Source organism: Algibacter luteus, from assembly GCF_900141715.1.
GTDB lineage: Bacteria > Bacteroidota > Bacteroidia > Flavobacteriales > Flavobacteriaceae > Arenitalea > Arenitalea lutea.
This window is the reverse complement of sequence record NZ_FQYK01000003.1, coordinates 472771-490021: the sequence shown is the minus strand read 5'-3', so window position 1 is coordinate 490021 and position 17251 is coordinate 472771. Positions and strand designations below refer to the sequence as shown.

Annotated in this window: 19 protein-coding genes; 12 read left to right on the top strand and 7 right to left on the bottom strand. The window is 32.8% G+C overall.

The genetic code is table 11. The features are described from left to right. Window positions 1–6 precede the first annotated feature (6 nt). On the top strand, window positions 7–648 hold the full coding sequence (locus BUA46_RS08300) for a response regulator (protein ID WP_019386718.1): 642 nt from the start codon (window positions 7–9) through the stop codon (window positions 646–648). 484 nt (window positions 649–1132) lie between these two features. On the opposite strand, the gene odhB is transcribed toward BUA46_RS08300, so the two are convergent. Both odhB and BUA46_RS08290 read right to left on the bottom strand, forming a co-directional pair. Further along, window positions 1133–2344, bottom strand: coding sequence for a 2-oxoglutarate dehydrogenase complex dihydrolipoyllysine-residue succinyltransferase (gene odhB / locus BUA46_RS08295; RefSeq protein WP_019386719.1), 1212 nt, complete (start codon window positions 2342–2344; stop codon window positions 1133–1135). 40 nt (window positions 2345–2384) lie between these two features. Beyond that, on the bottom strand, window positions 2385–5126 hold the full coding sequence (locus tag BUA46_RS08290) for a 2-oxoglutarate dehydrogenase E1 component (RefSeq protein ID WP_019386720.1): 2742 nt from the start codon (window positions 5124–5126) through the stop codon (window positions 2385–2387). A gap of 155 nt (window positions 5127–5281) precedes the next feature. Between BUA46_RS08290 and BUA46_RS08285 the strand changes: the two genes are divergently transcribed. Further along, window positions 5282–5812, top strand: coding sequence for a hypothetical protein (locus BUA46_RS08285; protein WP_019386721.1), 531 nt, complete (start codon window positions 5282–5284; stop codon window positions 5810–5812). Here BUA46_RS08285 and BUA46_RS08280 read toward each other — a convergent pair. After that, complete coding sequence (locus tag BUA46_RS08280; protein ID WP_019386722.1) at window positions 5809–6240, bottom strand: RrF2 family transcriptional regulator; 432 nt, start codon at window positions 6238–6240, stop codon at window positions 5809–5811. The genes BUA46_RS08285 and BUA46_RS08280 overlap by 4 nt on opposite strands. Window positions 6241–6437: 197 nt before the next feature. Between BUA46_RS08280 and BUA46_RS08275 the strand changes: the two genes are divergently transcribed. From BUA46_RS08275 to BUA46_RS08235, 9 genes are all read left to right on the top strand, one after another. Then, window positions 6438–6932, top strand: coding sequence for a c-type cytochrome (locus BUA46_RS08275; protein WP_019386723.1), 495 nt, complete (start codon window positions 6438–6440; stop codon window positions 6930–6932). A 27-nt stretch (window positions 6933–6959) separates the two neighbouring features. After that, window positions 6960–7541: a fasciclin domain-containing protein gene (locus BUA46_RS08270; RefSeq protein WP_019386724.1), complete on the top strand. Its 582-nt coding sequence runs from the start codon at window positions 6960–6962 to the stop codon at window positions 7539–7541. A 26-nt stretch (window positions 7542–7567) separates the two neighbouring features. After that, the gene (gene nosZ, locus BUA46_RS08265) at window positions 7568–9523 is read left to right on the top strand and encodes a Sec-dependent nitrous-oxide reductase (RefSeq protein WP_019386725.1); all 1956 of its coding nucleotides are present in this window, start codon (window positions 7568–7570) and stop codon (window positions 9521–9523) included. Window positions 9524–9621: 98 nt separating this feature from the next. Next, window positions 9622–10239 (top strand): hypothetical protein, encoded by a 618-nt coding sequence (locus BUA46_RS08260; RefSeq protein ID WP_026009956.1) that lies wholly within the window; start codon window positions 9622–9624, stop codon window positions 10237–10239. After that, on the top strand, window positions 10236–10664 hold the full coding sequence (locus BUA46_RS08255) for a nitrous oxide reductase accessory protein NosL (RefSeq protein WP_019386727.1): 429 nt from the start codon (window positions 10236–10238) through the stop codon (window positions 10662–10664). The genes BUA46_RS08260 and BUA46_RS08255 overlap by 4 nt, the downstream gene beginning before the upstream one ends. Before the next feature lie 9 nt (window positions 10665–10673). Further along, window positions 10674–11915, top strand: coding sequence for a nitrous oxide reductase family maturation protein NosD (locus tag BUA46_RS08250; RefSeq protein ID WP_026009957.1), 1242 nt, complete (start codon window positions 10674–10676; stop codon window positions 11913–11915). After that, window positions 11909–12616, top strand: a complete 708-nt coding sequence (locus tag BUA46_RS08245) for an ABC transporter ATP-binding protein (protein ID WP_019386729.1) — start codon at window positions 11909–11911, stop codon at window positions 12614–12616. Before BUA46_RS08250 ends, BUA46_RS08245 begins: the two co-directional genes overlap by 7 nt. Continuing rightward, window positions 12609–13391: a nitrous-oxide metabolic protein NosY gene (locus BUA46_RS08240; RefSeq protein ID WP_019386730.1), complete on the top strand. Its 783-nt coding sequence runs from the start codon at window positions 12609–12611 to the stop codon at window positions 13389–13391. Before BUA46_RS08245 ends, BUA46_RS08240 begins: the two co-directional genes overlap by 8 nt. Window positions 13392–13420: 29 nt before the next feature. Beyond that, entirely contained in the window at window positions 13421–13840 is a 420-nt protein-coding gene (locus BUA46_RS08235; protein WP_019386731.1) for a hypothetical protein, read from the top strand. Between the two features lie 82 nt (window positions 13841–13922). Here BUA46_RS08235 and ric read toward each other — a convergent pair whose 3' ends face one another. The 4 genes from ric to BUA46_RS08215 are packed head-to-tail and all read right to left on the bottom strand — an operon-like array spanning window position 13923 to window position 16521. Next, window positions 13923–14654 (bottom strand): iron-sulfur cluster repair di-iron protein, encoded by a 732-nt coding sequence (gene ric / locus BUA46_RS08230; protein ID WP_019386732.1) that lies wholly within the window; start codon window positions 14652–14654, stop codon window positions 13923–13925. 50 nt (window positions 14655–14704) lie between these two features. Next, window positions 14705–15139 carry an RrF2 family transcriptional regulator gene (locus tag BUA46_RS08225; RefSeq protein ID WP_019386733.1) on the bottom strand — a complete coding sequence of 145 codons (435 nt, stop codon included), beginning with the start codon at window positions 15137–15139 and terminating at the stop codon, window positions 14705–14707. Window positions 15140–15196: 57 nt separating this feature from the next. Continuing rightward, window positions 15197–15547, bottom strand: coding sequence for a hypothetical protein (locus BUA46_RS08220; RefSeq protein WP_019386734.1), 351 nt, complete (start codon window positions 15545–15547; stop codon window positions 15197–15199). Continuing rightward, window positions 15547–16521: a polyprenyl synthetase family protein gene (locus BUA46_RS08215; protein WP_019386735.1), complete on the bottom strand. Its 975-nt coding sequence runs from the start codon at window positions 16519–16521 to the stop codon at window positions 15547–15549. Before BUA46_RS08215 ends, BUA46_RS08220 begins: the two co-directional genes overlap by 1 nt. Window positions 16522–16645: 124 nt before the next feature. On the opposite strand from BUA46_RS08215, the gene BUA46_RS08210 reads away from it, so the two are divergent. Then, on the top strand, window positions 16646–17251 hold the full coding sequence (locus BUA46_RS08210) for a TetR/AcrR family transcriptional regulator (protein WP_019386736.1): 606 nt from the start codon (window positions 16646–16648) through the stop codon (window positions 17249–17251).

Sequence of the window (17251 nt, the reverse complement as noted above, 5' to 3'; positions counted from 1 at the left end):
GTTATTATGAGTACATCCATTGTTATTGCTGATGACCATCCTTTAATGTTACGAGGTCTAACAGACTTTTTAACATCTAAAGGCTATAATATTATTGGTAGTGCAGAAGATGGAAACGCAGCCTACAATTTAATTGTAAAACTTAAACCTGAAATTGCCATTCTTGATATAAGAATGCCTTATAAAACAGGATTAGAAATTGCTGAAGCTTGTAAAAAAAATAACATCCCAACAAAAGTTATTCTAATTACTTTTGATAAAGAAGAAGAACTTTACGATCAAGCCAAAGCCTTTAATGTTTACGGATATATTTTAAAGGAGTTCGCTGTAGAAGAAATTGAAAATTGTATTAGTAATGTTGTTAATGGTAAACCCTATTTTAGTGAAGAGATAGCATCATACCTAAACGTAAGTAATATTAATAAAAAACCAGAAACGCTTGAATGTTTAACAAAATCTGAATTAAAGATAGTTAAACTGATTTCTGAAAGCAAAACAAGTCAAGAAATTGCCGATGAATTATCAATCTCAGTACGAACTGTGGACAAACACCGCAGTAACATTGTGCATAAACTTGAGTTAGACAAAAAACCAACTTCATTGTCTATTTGGGCCAACGTTAATAAAGATTTTTTACAAAATACGTAGAAGTGCGTATTTTTTATACGTGTAATTTTAATTATCTTTACAGTGCTATTAATTAGTTCTTAGGGAGAATTATTTGGAGGCTCTGGATTCTTAGAATTTAGAGCCTCCTGCTTTTATATAGTTTTTATAATCGATAAAAATACGTAGAAGTGCGTATTTTTTTGTAAGACAATACGCCGTATATTTATAGTGCTATTAATTAATTCTTTTGAGAGAGAATTTTTTAGGTGCTCTGCACTGTAATGGTGCAGAGTTTTTATTTTTAACTTAATTCCAAAACCATGTTAAAGTCTCAAATGGAAAAAGAAAATAATGTCATAAACAAATATCTAATCATTGGATTAACCGCTTTAGTTGTGATAGTAATTATCGTAAACATTATTATGTTCTTTATTTAGTTAGTCTTAGTCCTATAATCCTATTAAAATAAAAAAGGTGTTACAAAATTTGTAACACCTTTTTTTATTTATATTGAATAATTACTTTACAATTCTAATGCTTTTTTAACATCATTATCCATTAGTAATTCTATTGGGTTTTCTAATGCCTCTTTAACAGCCACTAAAAAGCCAACACTTTCTTTTCCATCAATAATTCTATGGTCGTAAGAAAGAGCAACATACATAATAGGTCTTATTTCAACTTTACCATCAATAGCTACAGGACGTTCTACAATGTTATGCATACCTAAAATACCACTTTGAGGTGGGTTAATAATTGGCGTAGATAACATACTACCAAACACACCACCGTTTGTAATTGTAAAGGTGCCTCCAGTCATTTCATCAACGGTAATTTGTCCGTCTCTTGCACGAAGCGCTAGTCGTTTTACTTCAGATTCTACACCTCTAAAACTTAAGTTTTCAGCATTTCTAATAACGGGTACCATTAATCCTTTTGGTCCGGAAACAGCAATACTTATATCGCAGAAATCATATGAAAGCATTTCTTTCCCATCAATCATAGAATTTACCGCGGGATACATTTTTAAAGCTCTAACAATAGCTAAGGTAAAGAAACTCATGAAGCCTAAACTTACACCATGTTTGGTTTTAAAGGTCTCTTTATATTCACTTCTTAGTGCAAAAATAGGAGACATATCTACTTCATTAAAAGTAGTAAGCATCGCCGTTGTATTTTTAGCCTCAACTAATCGTTCAGCAACTTTACGACGAAGCATAGACATTTTAGTTCGCGAAGTTCCTCTATTACCACCTGTAGGTGTTCCCATAGAAGGCACAGCCTTAACAGCATCATCCTTAGTTATTCTACCATCTTTCCCTGTTCCAGAAATTGCACTCACATCCATTCCTTTTTCAGCTAAAATCTTTTTAGCAGCAGGACTTGCCGTTCCCGTTGCATACGTTTTAGCTTCAGCTGGTGCTTTTGGAGTTTCAGCTTTTGGCGCTTCAGATTTCTTTTCTTCTGTTTGAGGCGCATCACTTCCTTCCGGTTTTTCTGCACTCGTATCAATTAAACATACTACTGCACCAACAGCAACAGCATCACCTTCTTCGGCTTTAAGAGTGATTATTCCGTTAGCCTCGGCAGGCAACTCAAGGGTTGCTTTATCGCTATCTACCTCAGCAATGGCTTGATCTTTTTCTACATAATCGCCATCTTCAACTAACCATGTTGCTATTTCTACTTCTGTAATAGATTCACCTGGTGAAGGCACTTTCATTTCTAAAATCATTTTCTATAATTTTAATGGTATCTTAAATTGTAATCTTTTGTTATTCTTTATCAAACACTGCGTTTATTACGCGTTTTTGTCTTCTTTTATCTCTTGTTCCAGAACCTGGAGCTGGAACAGAATTGTATGGTCTTGAACATACTTCTAATTTTACTAAATCCATTCGTTGTAACATGTGACTCCAAGCACCCATGTTTTTCGGTTCTTCTTGTGCCCAAATATACTTTTTAACATTTGGATACTTGTCAATCACTTCTTGAATTTTTTCAAGATGAAGTGGGAATAATTGTTCTATTCTAACTAATGCAACATCATCGCGAGCAGATTCTTCTCTTTCAGCAAGCAAATCATAATAGAATTTACCTGTACAGAATACTAGTTTTTTGACATTTTTAGGATTTATGTCATCGTCAATAACCTCATTAAATTGTCCTGAAGCGAGGTCTTTAATTGAAGAAACCGCTTTAGGATGACGTAATAAACTTTTAGGTGTGAAAACAATTAAAGGTTTTCTAAAATTGCGTTTCATTTGACGGCGTAATAGATGGAAAAAGTTTGCAGGAGTTGTACAATCGGCCACAATCATATTATCGTTTCCACACAATTGAAGAAAACGTTCCATTCTTGCTGAAGAATGCTCTGAACCTTGCCCCTCATATCCATGTGGTAATAAAACAACAATACCGTTTTGAGATTTCCATTTATCTTCTGCCGCTGATAAATACTGATCGAAAATAATTTGAGCACCGTTACTAAAATCACCAAATTGCGCTTCCCATATGGTTAGCGTATTCGGGTTTGCCATGGCATAACCATAATCGAAACCTAGCACACCATACTCGGACAAAAATGAATTGAAAATGTACATTTCACCTTTGTTTTCAGGGTTCGTATTTAATAAATTGATACGATCTTCTGAAATCTCGTCACGCAAAATAGCGTGTCTGTGGCTAAAAGTCCCGCGCTCAACATCTTGCCCTGAAATACGCACGTTAAAACCTTCTTCTAATAAACTTCCATAAGCTAAAGTTTCAGCCATTCCCCAATCTAAAGTGTCAGATTCAAAAACCATTTTCGCACGTCCATCAAGAATTCTTTCAGCTTTACGAACAAATTTAACTCCTTTAGGAACTGTAGAAACCACTTTAGAAATATGTTCTAATTTATCTTTAGCATAAGCTGTGTCTTCTTTTTTTAGAATGGCATCAAGTCCTTTGCGTTCAAAACCTGTCCAGCGTTCTTGCATAAACTCTCTTACCTTAGAAGAATCGGCTTTTTTAGCAATTTCATATTCTCTTTCTAAGGTACCCTTAAACTCTTCTACTATTTTTTCTGCATATGCTTTGTCAATGGTATTTTCAGCTATGAGCTTATCAACATAAATTTTAAACGGATTAGGATGCTTTGCTATGTTTTTATATAGTTTAGGTTGTGTAAATCTAGGTTCATCTCCTTCATTATGACCATATTTTCTGTAACCTAATAAATCAATATACACATCTTTTTTGTAACGCATTCTATACTCTAATGCCAATTCAACAGCATGTACAACAGCTTCAGCATCATCAGAATTAACATGCAATACTGGAGACAAAGTTACTTTTGCTACATCCGTACAATAGGTACTAGAACGTGCATCAAGATAATTTGTAGTAAAACCAATTTGATTGTTTACAACAATATGAATCGTTCCTCCTGTTTTGTAACCATTTAATTGGCTCATTTGAGCCACTTCGTACACCACTCCCTGGCCCGCAATAGCAGCATCACCATGCACAATAATTGGAATGATTTTAGAGTCATCGCCATTGTAATCACTATCTATTTTGGCTCTTGTAATCCCTTCGGCTACAGGTGCAACTGTTTCTAAATGCGACGGGTTCGGCACTAAATTCATCTTGATATTTTTACCGTTTTGGTAAGTTTTATCAAGTGTTAAGCCCAAATGGTATTTTACATCGCCATCTATATTTTCGTCTTCAAAATCTTTACCATCAAACTCGCTAAATAATTCATTTACTGGTTTTCTAAATATATTAACAAGTGTACTTAAACGTCCTCTATGTGCCATTCCTAACACACATTCTTTCACACCATATCGTTCAACAGCATAAAAAAGAACATTACTTAAAGCTGGAATTAATGACTCGCCTCCTTCTAATGAAAAGCGTTTTTGTCCTACATATTTGGTTTGCAAAAAGTTTTCAAAAGTTACGGCTTGGTTAAGTTTTGAAAGAATATATTTTTTAGTTTCAGCCGAAAAATTTGGCTGATTATCATTTTTATTCAGTTGGTCTTGCCACCATTTAATAACCTCTGGGTTTCGCAAGTACATATATTCAATACCAATTGAACTGCAGTAAATACGCTCTAAATGTTCAATAATTTCGCGTAAATTTTTCGCACCAATTCCTAAAATTTCTCCGGCATTAAAAACGGTATCTAGGTCTTGTTCCGTAAGTCCGAAATTGCTAATATCTAAAGTTGGTGAGTATGTTCTACGGTCTCGAACAGGATTTGTTTTGGTAAACAAATGTCCTCGCATTCTGTATCCATCGATAAGCTTTACTACGTTAAACTCTTTTTGAACTTGTTCTGGTATTTGAGTAGAAACACCTTCAATTATCTCGCCTTCTAATCCGTAGTTTTCACTTCCAAAATCATACCCTTGAAAAAAGGCTCGCCAACTAGGTTCTACGGCGTCTGGGTTTTGTTGATATTGCTCGTATAAATCGGCAAAAAATGCTGTATGTGCCGCGTTTAAAAATGAAAATTTATCCATTGTATTTTATATTCCCATGTAGGTTAGTCAAAATATGAGGCAAAAATACAACTTTTACTAAAACTTGATGTTTCTTTAACTATATTTATAATCATGAAGATCACGATTAATAAAAAATTCAATTATTCGTTAAATTTTTATCAAATTATTAAAGCATGAAGTTAATTCTTTCGATTTACGAAAAGGTTATAGTTCTATCAATTCTAGCATTATTTAGTAACCAATTAATATTCGCACAAGAATCAAAAAGCGATTTTTGGAACCACGTAAGATTTGGTGGTGGATTAGGTCTCAATTTTGCTAACGAATTTTTCAGTGCCACCATTGCACCAAGCGCAATTTATGATATAGACCAAAATGTTTCGTTAGGAATCGGGCTAAATGCTACGTTTAATAGTCAAAAGAATGCCTACAAGTCTACAATTTTAGGTGGAAGTTTAATAGGGTTATTTAATCCTATTCAAAGTATTCAAATTTCAACAGAATTTGAACAATTAAATGTTAACCGTCGCTATGATAATAATTTGAATATTTCTAACGACAACTATTGGATTCCTGCATTGTATTTCGGGGCAGGTTACCGAAGCGGAAACGTTACATTTGGCGTGAGATATGATGTTTTATACGATGATGAAAGAAGTATTTATGCCAATCCTTGGGCGCCATTTGTTAGGTTTTATTTTTAAAGTGGCAAAAATGCTTTTCCCAACTTTACTTCTAAAGCCAGCTCATTTATAGTTTTATTATTTAGTGTTTTTATAATTTTATTTCTTGAAGCGCTCAACACATAATGTAACGGACAGGGTTTATTTTCATTACATTCATTTAAACTTAACATACAAGAATTCAAATTATCTTCACCATCAATTACGCTTATTATATTAATTACTGTTTTGTTCAAATTGTCTTCATCCAGATAAAATCCACCTTTTGGCCCTCGCGCAGAAGAAATCAAATTTTCTCTAACTAATTGCTGTAATAGCTTCGCTATATAAGCCTTCGGAACGTTTATAGGCTTCGCAATATCTTTCACCATAATTTTATTATCGATACTTGAGTGTGTTGCCAAATACAGTAGTGCTTTTATGGCATATTTTGAAGAATTTGAAATCATATTCAATATTAGTAAAATAAAGGTTAAAATAAAAAAGATGTTTTTGTCTTAAATATGATTTTTATCATATTATATAATTTGATTACTACATAGTTTTGTTTTATTAAAACCGTAAAAATGAAACTGTCTGCAATACATTTAAATTTCAGTATCTATAATTGTTGGCAATTTCATCCTACAAATTAAAAATTTGATAAATGAAAACTACACTAAAACTATTTGCCATTCTATTTGCCATCATATTAATAGGTTGTGGTGGAAAAGAAGAAAAGAAGAAAGAAGGTTTTTCTTATGAAAAGAAAGCTTCAACAGAACAAACCAAAACCACTGAATCCGCAGTTCCTGCTTCTAAACAAGTTGACTTAAGCAATAAAGGCATTGGGCCTATTAAGTCATTGACTTTAGATGCAGTGGATCAAGAAATGGCAGCCCATGGTGCCGATGTTTTTAAAAAAATGTGTACCGCTTGCCACAGACCAGACAAAAAATTTATAGGTCCATCTCCAAAAGACATTTTGAATCGAAGAGCTCCAGAATGGGTTATGAATATGATTCTAAATCCTGACGAAATGGTTCAAAAAGATCCGCTGGCCAAAGCCTTATTAATTGAATTTAATGGATCTCCCATGGCAAACCAAAATTTATCAGAAGAAGATGCTAGAGCCGTTTTAGAATATTTTAGAACACTCTAGACCTCAATTATAACTAAATACAAACCAATGAAAACACTAATCAAATCATTATTATTAATTGTCCTTTCAGTATGCTTTATTGCTTGTAATAACAATGCCAAAACAGCTGAAAATTCAAATGACACGACCACTAATGAAGCATCCAACGAAAAAACTGGACAAGCTTTCATTGAGGACGAAGGAGGCACTCCAAATGCACTGCAATTGGCAATTGCATCGAAAGATCACTCAACTTTGGTCGCTGCAGTACAAGCCGCAGAAGTAGAAAATGCGTTAGTAAATGTTGGCCCATTAACAGTTTTTGCGCCCAATAATGCGGGATTTGCTAAAATAGATGAGGCAACGCTTAACGATTTACTTAAGCCTGAAAATAAAAGTAAACTAGCTTTTATTCTAACACATCATGTCGCGCCTGCAAATTATCCAATTGAAACACTTAAGAAAAATGCAGTGAAAAATAGAAAACTTTATATGGCTTCTGGTAAGTACCTAGAGGTTACTGAGAAAGATGGAGATATTTATGTAGATGGTGTTAAAATTATTGGAACTGTTAACGTAAGTAATGGATGGGTACATGTTACAGAAGATGTTATCCTCCCGAAAGATTAAAAAACAACTAATAAAATCTAAATTATATGAATACAATAGGTAAATATTTATTGGGTGTTGCTGCACTTATCTTAATGACAAATTGTGGCAATAACAATAGTAATAGTAACTCTGGCGCCATGTCATCAAGCAAAGCTGAAAAAGTATATGTGGCACCAGGTGAACATGATGAGTACTATGCTTTCTTTTCAGGAGGTTATAGTGGTAACATTACTGTCGCTGGTCTTCCAAGTGGACGCATGTTAAAGGAAATTCCTGTATTTTCTCAATTTCCAACTTCTGGTTACGGATATTCTGAAGAAACCAAACCTATGTTAAATACTTCTTTTGGTTTTGTACCTTGGGGAGATGCTCACCATCCAGATATTTCGCAGACCAATGGTGAATTAGATGGGCGATGGATTTTTATCAATGAAAATAACACGCCACGTATCGCGCGTATTAGTTTAGAAACTTTTGAAACTGAAGAAATTATAGAGCTACCAAATAGTGCTGGTAATCATGCCTCTTCATTTGTAACTGAAAATACTGAATATATCGTTGCCGGAACTCGTTTTGCGGTTCCTAACCCACAGCGTGATATGCCTATAAGTGAAATGAAGGGACAATTTAAAGGACCCCTTTCATTTGTAAGTATTGCAGATAATGGCAGAATGAATTTAGAATTTCAATTAAACATGCCTGGTTTTAACTATGATTTAGCACATCCAGGACGAAATAAATCTCATGGTTGGTTCTTCTTTACAAGTTATAACACTGAAGAGGCAAACACGCTTATGGAAGTAAATGCCTCTCAAAATGATAAAGATTATATCGCAGCTGTAAATTGGAAAAAAGTTGTAGAATATGTAAAAAACGGTGGTGGCAAAAAAGTTGCTGGTACTTATGCACATAATGTTTATGATGAAAAAACACACACTGCTACATCTACCATGAAAGAAGGTGTGATTTCTATAAACCCAGTAGAAGTTGAAGGTGCTGTTTTCTATATTCCTATTCCAAAATCACCACATGGATGCGATGTTGATCCTTCCGGTGAATATATTATTGGTAGTGGAAAATTATCTACAGATTTGAGTGTGTATTCATTTGAAAAAGTTCTTAAAGCCATAGAAAACAAGGATTTTGTAGCTGATGCTTACGGCATTCCTGTTTTAAGCTATGAAAACACCATTGCTGGAGTTGTAAAACAACCAGGTTTAGGTCCTTTACACACTGAGTTTGATGGAAAAGGAAATGCATATACAACCTTCTTTATTTCATCTGAAGTGGTAAAATGGAAATTAGGTACTTGGGAAATATTAGATAGACAACCTACATTCTATTCCGTAGGGCATTTAATGATTCCTGGAGGAAATTCTAGAAAACCATTTGGTAAATATATGGTAGCGATGAATAAAATAACCAAAGACCGTTACTTACCAACTGGACCAGAGTTAGAGCACTCTGCACAGTTATATGATATTTCTGGAGATAAAATGGAATTACTTTCTGATTTTCCAACTCATGGTGAACCTCACTATGCGGCTGGTATTAGAGCCGACCTTATAAAAGAGAAAAGCAAAAAGTACTATGAGTTATCAGAAAATGAGCATCCATATGCTGCTAAAAGCGAAAGCGAAGCTACAGTTACTCGTAATGGTAAAGAAGTTCATATAAGTATGACCATGATTCGTAGTCACTTCTCACCCGATAATATAGAAGGTGTTAAAGTTGGCGACAAAGTCTACTTGCACATGACTAACTTAGAACAAGATTTTGATGTACCACACGGATTCTCAATTATAGGTGCCAATACTTCTGAAATTTTAGTAATGCCAGGGCAAACCAAAACAATCATTTGGGAACCAAAGCGCGAAGGTGTATGGCCATTCTATTGTACAGATTTTTGTTCTGCATTACACCAAGAGATGCAAGGATATATTAGAGTATCTGCCGCTAATTCTAACACACCTATAAAGTATACATTGGATGATGAATAATAAGGAAGTAGTTAAATAGTTTTAGTGTTAAAAAATGTTATTTAACTCAAATTTGGGCGAGTAGAGATAACTCGCCCATTTCTTTAAATTAAAGTTATATGAAATCTGCAAGTATAATAATGATAATAGGCTCTGCGCTTTTACTGGGGCTATTTGTATTTCCCTTATGGAGTATAGAGTTAGAAGCACCGCAATACCCGAGTGGTATAGGTATGAATATACATCTCGATGGACTTCAAGGAAAAGAAAAACATGATTTACAAAATATTGATGGTCTTAACCATTATATTGGTATGCGTAAACTTCCAAAAGCCGATGAAATGTGGGAATTTAGTACTTTCCCAAAGGTTATTGGAGGGATGGCTATTTTAGGAATCATAATTGGTTTATTAGGTTTGTTTAAAAGTATCTCACCTAAATGGTTTTTAGCTTGGTTAATATTAATGTGTGTTTTAGGTATTCTGGGTATGTACGATTTTAATGCTTGGATGATAGATTACGGAACTAATTTAGACCCTAAAGCCATAATGAAAATGACAGATGCAGATGGTAATCCACTAAGTTATAAACCGCCATTATTTGGCACAAAACATATTCTTAACTTCGTAGCACATTCGTATCCAAGTATTGGTGCCTACATGATGGGGTTCGGTATGTTTTTAACTTTTGTTGCCTTTTGGATGGGAAATAAAAAAGTAAAATCTTTAAAAGCATGAAACGTTTTTGCCTTTTATTAATCTTTTGTTCAGTGCTAGCATGCAGTAAAAAACCTGAGCCAATTAATTATGGGACAGACATGTGTCAGTATTGTAAAATGACAATAGTAACAAAAACACACGCAGCCCAAATGGTTACGCAAAAAGGCAAACAATTTAAGTTTGACGCCATTGAGTGTATGATTCGGTTTTTAGAAGACAAACAAGATCTTATTGAAAATAGTAATTTACTAATTACGAATTATCGTAAACCAGGTGTTATGACAGATGCTAAATCTGCAAGTTATGCCATAAGTGAACAAATTACCAGTCCTATGGGAGCTAATCTTACGGGTTTTGATTCCTTAGAGGAAGCAAAATCAATTATCAATGATGGTTCCGCACAATTTTATGATTGGAATGGTATTTTTAAAAAGTTAAACTAAATTCGTAGTATGAAAATACGCCTTTGTATTCTGTTGTTTTTAATCACAACTTATTTTGCAGCAGCAAAAACAATTACAGTTTGCGAAGCAGGTTGTGATTTTAACCGCATACAAACGGCAGTTGATAGCTCGAAAAGTGGAGACCATATTTTCATTAAAAAGGGTCTCTATAAAGAATCTAACATAATTATCTACAAAAAATCACTTCATATTACTGGTGAGGAGGGCACAATAATAGACACACAACAAAATGGTTATGGCTTTTCAGTTGAAGCCACCGATATTGTTATTAAAAACTTAATAATTAAAAATATCGAAATTAGCTATACCAAAGAGTACGCTGCTATTTTACTCTTTAAGTCCTATGATTTTGTAATTGAAAATATTACTGTAGAAAATGCATTTTTTGGTTTTTTAATTCAAAAATCTAAAGATGGATTGGTGCACAATAATACTATTTCTGGTGAAGGAAAGGCAGAAGCAGATTCCGGCAATGCCATTCACCTCTGGCATTGTGAAAATGTAAACATTACTAATAATGATGTTAGACGTATGCGTGACGGGATATACTTAGAATTTGGGAGTAACAGTTATATCTCAAACAATTACTCTACTGGAAATATGCGCTACGGATTGCATTTTATGTTCTCTAATGAGAACACCTATGAAAACAACACATTTGAAGCTAATGGTGCCGGAGTCGCAGTAATGTTTTCGAAAAAAATAAAAATGTTCAACAATGTTTTTAAAAAAAATTGGGGGACAGCATCCTATGGGATCTTACTAAAAGAAATCAATGATGCCGAATTAAAACATAATATTTTTGAAGACAACACGATTGGCATTAATGCCGATGGTACCAATCGCATAACGTACACAGCAAACACCTTTAAAAATAATGGATATGCTATAAAAGTTCATGGTGCTTGTTATGATAATATCTATTCAAAAAATAATTTCTTGTACAATTCTTTTGATTTATCCTATTCAGGAAACTTAAATAGCAACAAGTTTGAAAATAACTATTGGAGTAATTATACTGGTTATGATTTAGATAAAAATGGTATTGGAGACATCCCATACAGACCTGTTAAATTATTTTCATACTTGGTAAATAGGACTCCGGAAAGCATTGTATTATTGCGCAGTCTTTTTATAGATATTATAGATTTTTCTGAAAAAGTATCACCGGTTTTCACACCAGAAAATCTTATTGACAATCAACCTTTAATGACACTGGTTACATGGTAGAAATAACCAATTTATATAAAAAATTTGGCAAAAATGATGTGCTTAATGGTATCAATCTTTCAATTAAAGAAGGTGGTATTTTTGCAGTTCTTGGCCCTAACGGTTCAGGAAAAACGACGATTATAAAAACTATTCTTGGCATGGTGATTCCAGATGAAGGAACCATCAAAGTCTTTGAATCAAATATTAAGAACAACTCAGATTACAGACATAAAATAGATTATTTACCTCAGATTGCTAATTTTCCAAGTAATCTAAAAGTTAATGAATTAATCAAAATGATTAAAGACTTAAGAGGCCATACTGAAGTGGATAAAGATTTAATCGAAACATTTAAACTTGAACCTTTTCTTAACAAAAAGCTAGGTACTTTATCTGGTGGTACTAAACAAAAAGTAAATATTGTTTTAACCTTTATGTTTAATAGCCCTATTATAATTCTAGATGAACCAACTACTGGTTTAGACCCCATTTCATTAATACGCCTAAAAGAATTAATCCAAGCGGAAAAAGCAAAAGGTAAAACCATTATAATTACATCTCATATTATGAGTTTTGTAGAAGAAGTTGCAGACGAAATTGTTTTTATTCTAGAAGGTAAAATGTACTTTAAAGGCAGTATTTCTGAATTGAAGACGAAAACAAAACAACAAGATTTTGAGCATGCTATTGCTAACATATTAACCGAAAACCATGTTTAAAATTTTAAAATACAGCTTTTTTGATTTAATGCGAAGCAGTTGGAGCTATGTCTATTTTGCATTTTATTTGCTATTAGGTATTGTGCTCTTATTTCTTAATAACGATTTATCTAAAGCGGTAATAACACTAATGAATGTCATAATTGTATTGGTTCCACTTATCGGTACTATTTTTGGTGTTATGTACTATTATAACTCAAAAGAATTTACCGAGTTATTATTAGCTCAACCCTTAAAGCGATCTTCTATTTTCTTAGGACAATATTTAGGTGTGGCCATCTCTTTGTCTATGAGTTTAATTCTAGGTTTAGGACTTCCTTTTATTGCTTATGGTTTATTCAAATCTAACGCCATTTGGGACTTTTCATTATTATTAATTGTTGGTATGTTTTTAACCTTCATTTTTAGTGCTTTGGCGTTTAACATTGCACTTTCTAATGAAAATAGAATTAAAGGTTTTGGTTATGCCATACTTATGTGGTTATTCTTAGCCATTATATATGACGGGTTATTTTTAATGTCGCTTATACTGTTTGAAGATTACCCACTCGATAAAGTTTCATTAATCGGTACAATGCTAAACCCTATAGATTTATCAAGAACACTCATTCTTTTAAAGTTAGATATTTCAGCGTTATTAGGTTATACTGGCGCCGTATTTAAGCAATTTTTCGGCACCAACTTTGGGCTTATTATTTCTCTTTTTGCTTTATTAATTTGGGTAGCATTGCCAGTAATTAGAATAGTACTTAAATCGAAAAGAAAAGATTTTTGAGGCATTAATTGGTTTTATAATTTTAACAGATGAAAACAATAACCTTAACTTTAATACTCATTTTTATAACCACTTTAGGTTGCAAAAACGAAACGAAAACTGAAGCTATTTCAACAGCAGATAATTTAGAGCTCATTTTAAATAACGGTGAAAAATGGATAGCTAACAAAGAAACACATATTGGTATGCAGCGTATGGATTCCATTTTGGAAAGTAATACAACTTCAGATGGTAATTTATTGGGTGATGCACTTTCAAAAGAAACCAGTTATATTATAAAAAGTTGCGATATGAAAGGAGAAGCACACGACCAACTCCATGTGGTTCTTGTGCCCATTTTAGAAGAAATAACAGAAATTAAAGATGTAGTAAATGCAAATGAATTAAAGCAAAAAACAACAACTTTAAAAAATCTGATAGCAAAATATTTTGAATATTTTAAAATATAATTAAAAATTCCAGAAAAGTTACCCTTTCTGGAATTTTAGGATTTATAAAACTAGATTAATTCTGCGAACAAAATTAATGCTATTAACTAAATTGTTGCTCTAGTTTTATGGCCTTAGGGAATAAAATGTTATTTTCTAAATGGATATGTAAGTGCAAATCTTTTTCAAATTCTTCTAACATGGCAAAGGTTACGCGATACGTATTACATGCATCAGCTGGTGGATTATAATTATCAGTCAATGCAGCTATTTCTCTAAAACGTTCACCTTCATTATCATGTTCTTGCATCATCACTTCAATTGGGTTCTTAACTGTCCCAAATTGAGGCGCCGCTACAGTCACTGTGTTTAATGTTGCAGATACCATTTTCTTAACAAACGGAAATAGAATCAATTCTTCTTTTTTCATATGTGCTGCCAACTCACCTGCCGATGCTGTAAAAAGTTGGTTTATTTTTAATAATTCTGGATGGCGCTCCCCATGTACGCGACATAGTTTATCTAAAAACTGACGCAATACAGGAATTTTTTCTTCTACATATCGATGGTGTTTTTTTTCAATATAATCAGCTAATAAATCTAATGGCCACGATTTGTAATCTATTGATTGTTCACCTTTATTACTTAAAACGCTTTGCAGCTCATCTAATAAATCATTGCTATCAATTCCTTTTTTTTCGCAAGTTTCTTGAATCGTTCTATTCCCATTGCAGCAAAAATCTATTTTATACTTAGAAAAAACTGCTGCTGTTCTATAATCTTCGGCTACAAATTGCCCAATTTGTTTTTCTGAATCTTTTTGTATTGTTACCATAACTAATTATTTAATTCGGATAATTTTATCCTATTTATATTCAAATTTTTTTAGACCTTTAAAAATGAAGCCCCAGACTTAATGTTAAGTGCTAATTCTTCTAAACTCGTATTCTCTAGCATAAATTTTAACTCTTCTCTTACACTTTTAAACTTATCGTGCACAGGACAAGGATGTGCCTCATCACATTTATGTAAACCCAAACCACAGCCATTATAGATAGCATCGCCATCAATAGCATTTACAATTTGAGCCAGTTTAACTTTAGCGATTTTATTTTTATCAATTTCAAATCCACCATAAGCACCTTTTATGGAATTTACAATATCATGTTTTACTAAGGCCTGTAAAATTTTAGCAGTAAATGCTTGCGGAGAATCTATTTCCTTTGCTATTTCTTTAGGGCTAACAAGCTTACTTTCATAAGAATTGATAGCAATAAAAATTGATGCTTTTATACCGTATTCGCAAGCTTTAGAAAACATATAATGTATTAATATGATACAAAAATATAAAATATTTTTAATTAAGACTAATTTGTCTTAATTAAATTTGTTCTTGTACCAAACTTTTTGCCATTCACGTTTCAAAATTAAAAAAGAAACCTCCTCTGCTAGCTTCACCATATCGTCTCCATCTAGAGCTTTCACTTGCTTTTCTGATACATCAATTATGTAAAGCAAGTTCAAGTATTCGGTAAATTTCTCTTGAATCAGTTTATAAATAGTTTCATGAAGCATAAGTTTTAAGCTTGTTGGAAGAATTTCTTCATGAAAATCTAAATCGATATTAGCCAAAAGCAAATCTTTATTTAACTGTTGAATTAATTTCTTGTATAGGTCTAATTGATTCGCTTCTTCAATTAAATCATTAAAAGTTGTAGGAAACTGCATTAAACGGTTCTGTTCATTAAATTATTACCAAATGCTTTTAACAGCATCTTTTTTTCTTCAGAAATATTTAAAGTTTCTAAAACTTTAAATGCATTACTCGTATAATTCTTAATAGCTTGTTTTGTTTCTTCTGCAGAACCTGAAGCAACAAACAATGCTTTCGCTTCTTTAATTTTTGAATCAGTATTTTGCGGATGTGATGCAAAAAGTTGGGCTAGTTTTACTTTATCATTGTCATTTGAAAACTCCAACGCTTTTAAATACAAATAGGTCTTTTTGTTTTCAATAATATCTCCTCCTACTTGCTTTCCAAACGTTTTTGGGTCGCCAAAAGCATCCAGATAATCGTCTTGTAGTTGAAAAGCAATCCCAAGGTTTTTACCAAACTCGTAAATACTATGTTGGTCTTCTATAGAAGCTCCTGCAATTATGGCTCCCATTTTCATAGCAGCACCAACTAAAACTGCAGTTTTGTATTCTATCATTTTTAAATATTCCGGAATGGTAACATCGTTTCGCGTTTCAAAATCCACATCATATTGTTGACCTTCACAAACTTCCAAAGCCGTTTTACTAAATAACTTTGCTAAAGCTTGAAAGGTATTCACGTCATAATTTTCAAATAACTGATAAGCCATAATTAACATGGCATCTCCAGATAAAATTCCTGTATTTACATCCCATTTTTCATGAACAGTTTTATGTCCGCGTCTTAACGGTGCATCGTCCATAATATCATCATGTACTAACGAAAAATTATGAAAAACTTCAATACTTAAAGCGGCATTTAAAGCTTCTTGATAGTCGCCATTAAAAACATCGGTAGTCATTAACGTTAAAACTGGTCTGAGCCTTTTGCCTCCTAAAGCTAAAATATAATCTATTGGTTCGTATAAATTTTTCGGCTCTTTTACAGTAGAGTATGCTTTTAAGTAAGCTGTAAACTCTTGTTGGTATTTTTCTATTGATAGCATCAAACAAAAATAGAGTAATTCAGCATAATTAAAAACAACAATGTTTAGGATATGTTAAAAAAACATTAAAACTTAGGAAACTTTTTTTGTTTTTGTAGTTTCCTAAGTTATATTTGCACCACTTATGAGAGAAAAGATTATAGAAAAAACAGCCGAAATGTTCCTTACACTAGGCTTTAAAAGCGTTACAATGGACGATATTGCTCAAGAAATGGGCATTTCGAAAAAAACTATTTACGTGCACTTTGCTAATAAAACCAAACTGGTTGAAGCGGTAACTTTTACCCTTTTTGAAAACATTTGTGATGGTATTGATTGTATTTGTTTTGCATCAAAAAACCCGATTGAAGAGCTTTACGACATTAAAATGTTTGTAATGCATCATTTAAAAAGTGAAAAATCTTCCCCACAATTTCAACTTAAAAAATATTACCCAAAAATATACGAAGCTCTAAAAATTCAGCAATTTGCTAAAATGCATGACTCTGTAAAATCAAGCTTACAAAAAGGTATTGACACAGGCTTGTTTAGATCTAATATTAACGTCGATTTTATTTCTAGAATGTACTTTAATGGCATGACGGGAATTAAAGACAACACCATTTTCCCTTTAGAAATTTACACCATGGAATATTTAATGGAAAGCTATTTAGAATACCATTTAAGAGCCATAGTTACTGACAAAGGATTACAAATATTAAACACTTACTTAACATCAAATCAATCATAA

Excerpts from the sequence above, each read along its gene's own strand:
- BUA46_RS08300 (WP_019386718.1), top strand. The coding sequence starts at position 7 with ATGAGTACATCCATTGTTATTGCTGATGACCATCCTTTAATGTTACGA.
- odhB (WP_019386719.1), bottom strand. The coding sequence starts at position 2,344 with ATGATTTTAGAAATGAAAGTGCCTTCACCAGGTGAATCTATTACAGAA.
- BUA46_RS08290 (WP_019386720.1), bottom strand. The coding sequence starts at position 5,126 with ATGGATAAATTTTCATTTTTAAACGCGGCACATACAGCATTTTTTGCC.
- BUA46_RS08285 (WP_019386721.1), top strand. The coding sequence starts at position 5,282 with ATGAAGTTAATTCTTTCGATTTACGAAAAGGTTATAGTTCTATCAATT.
- BUA46_RS08280 (WP_019386722.1), bottom strand. The coding sequence starts at position 6,240 with ATGATTTCAAATTCTTCAAAATATGCCATAAAAGCACTACTGTATTTG.
- BUA46_RS08275 (WP_019386723.1), top strand. The coding sequence starts at position 6,438 with ATGAAAACTACACTAAAACTATTTGCCATTCTATTTGCCATCATATTA.
- BUA46_RS08270 (WP_019386724.1), top strand. The coding sequence starts at position 6,960 with ATGAAAACACTAATCAAATCATTATTATTAATTGTCCTTTCAGTATGC.
- nosZ (WP_019386725.1), top strand. The coding sequence starts at position 7,568 with ATGAATACAATAGGTAAATATTTATTGGGTGTTGCTGCACTTATCTTA.
- BUA46_RS08260 (WP_026009956.1), top strand. The coding sequence starts at position 9,622 with ATGAAATCTGCAAGTATAATAATGATAATAGGCTCTGCGCTTTTACTG.
- BUA46_RS08255 (WP_019386727.1), top strand. The coding sequence starts at position 10,236 with ATGAAACGTTTTTGCCTTTTATTAATCTTTTGTTCAGTGCTAGCATGC.
- BUA46_RS08250 (WP_026009957.1), top strand. The coding sequence starts at position 10,674 with ATGAAAATACGCCTTTGTATTCTGTTGTTTTTAATCACAACTTATTTT.
- BUA46_RS08245 (WP_019386729.1), top strand. The coding sequence starts at position 11,909 with ATGGTAGAAATAACCAATTTATATAAAAAATTTGGCAAAAATGATGTG.
- BUA46_RS08240 (WP_019386730.1), top strand. The coding sequence starts at position 12,609 with ATGTTTAAAATTTTAAAATACAGCTTTTTTGATTTAATGCGAAGCAGT.
- BUA46_RS08235 (WP_019386731.1), top strand. The coding sequence starts at position 13,421 with ATGAAAACAATAACCTTAACTTTAATACTCATTTTTATAACCACTTTA.
- ric (WP_019386732.1), bottom strand. The coding sequence starts at position 14,654 with ATGGTAACAATACAAAAAGATTCAGAAAAACAAATTGGGCAATTTGTA.
- BUA46_RS08225 (WP_019386733.1), bottom strand. The coding sequence starts at position 15,139 with ATGTTTTCTAAAGCTTGCGAATACGGTATAAAAGCATCAATTTTTATT.
- BUA46_RS08220 (WP_019386734.1), bottom strand. The coding sequence starts at position 15,547 with ATGCAGTTTCCTACAACTTTTAATGATTTAATTGAAGAAGCGAATCAA.
- BUA46_RS08215 (WP_019386735.1), bottom strand. The coding sequence starts at position 16,521 with ATGCTATCAATAGAAAAATACCAACAAGAGTTTACAGCTTACTTAAAA.
- BUA46_RS08210 (WP_019386736.1), top strand. The coding sequence starts at position 16,646 with ATGAGAGAAAAGATTATAGAAAAAACAGCCGAAATGTTCCTTACACTA.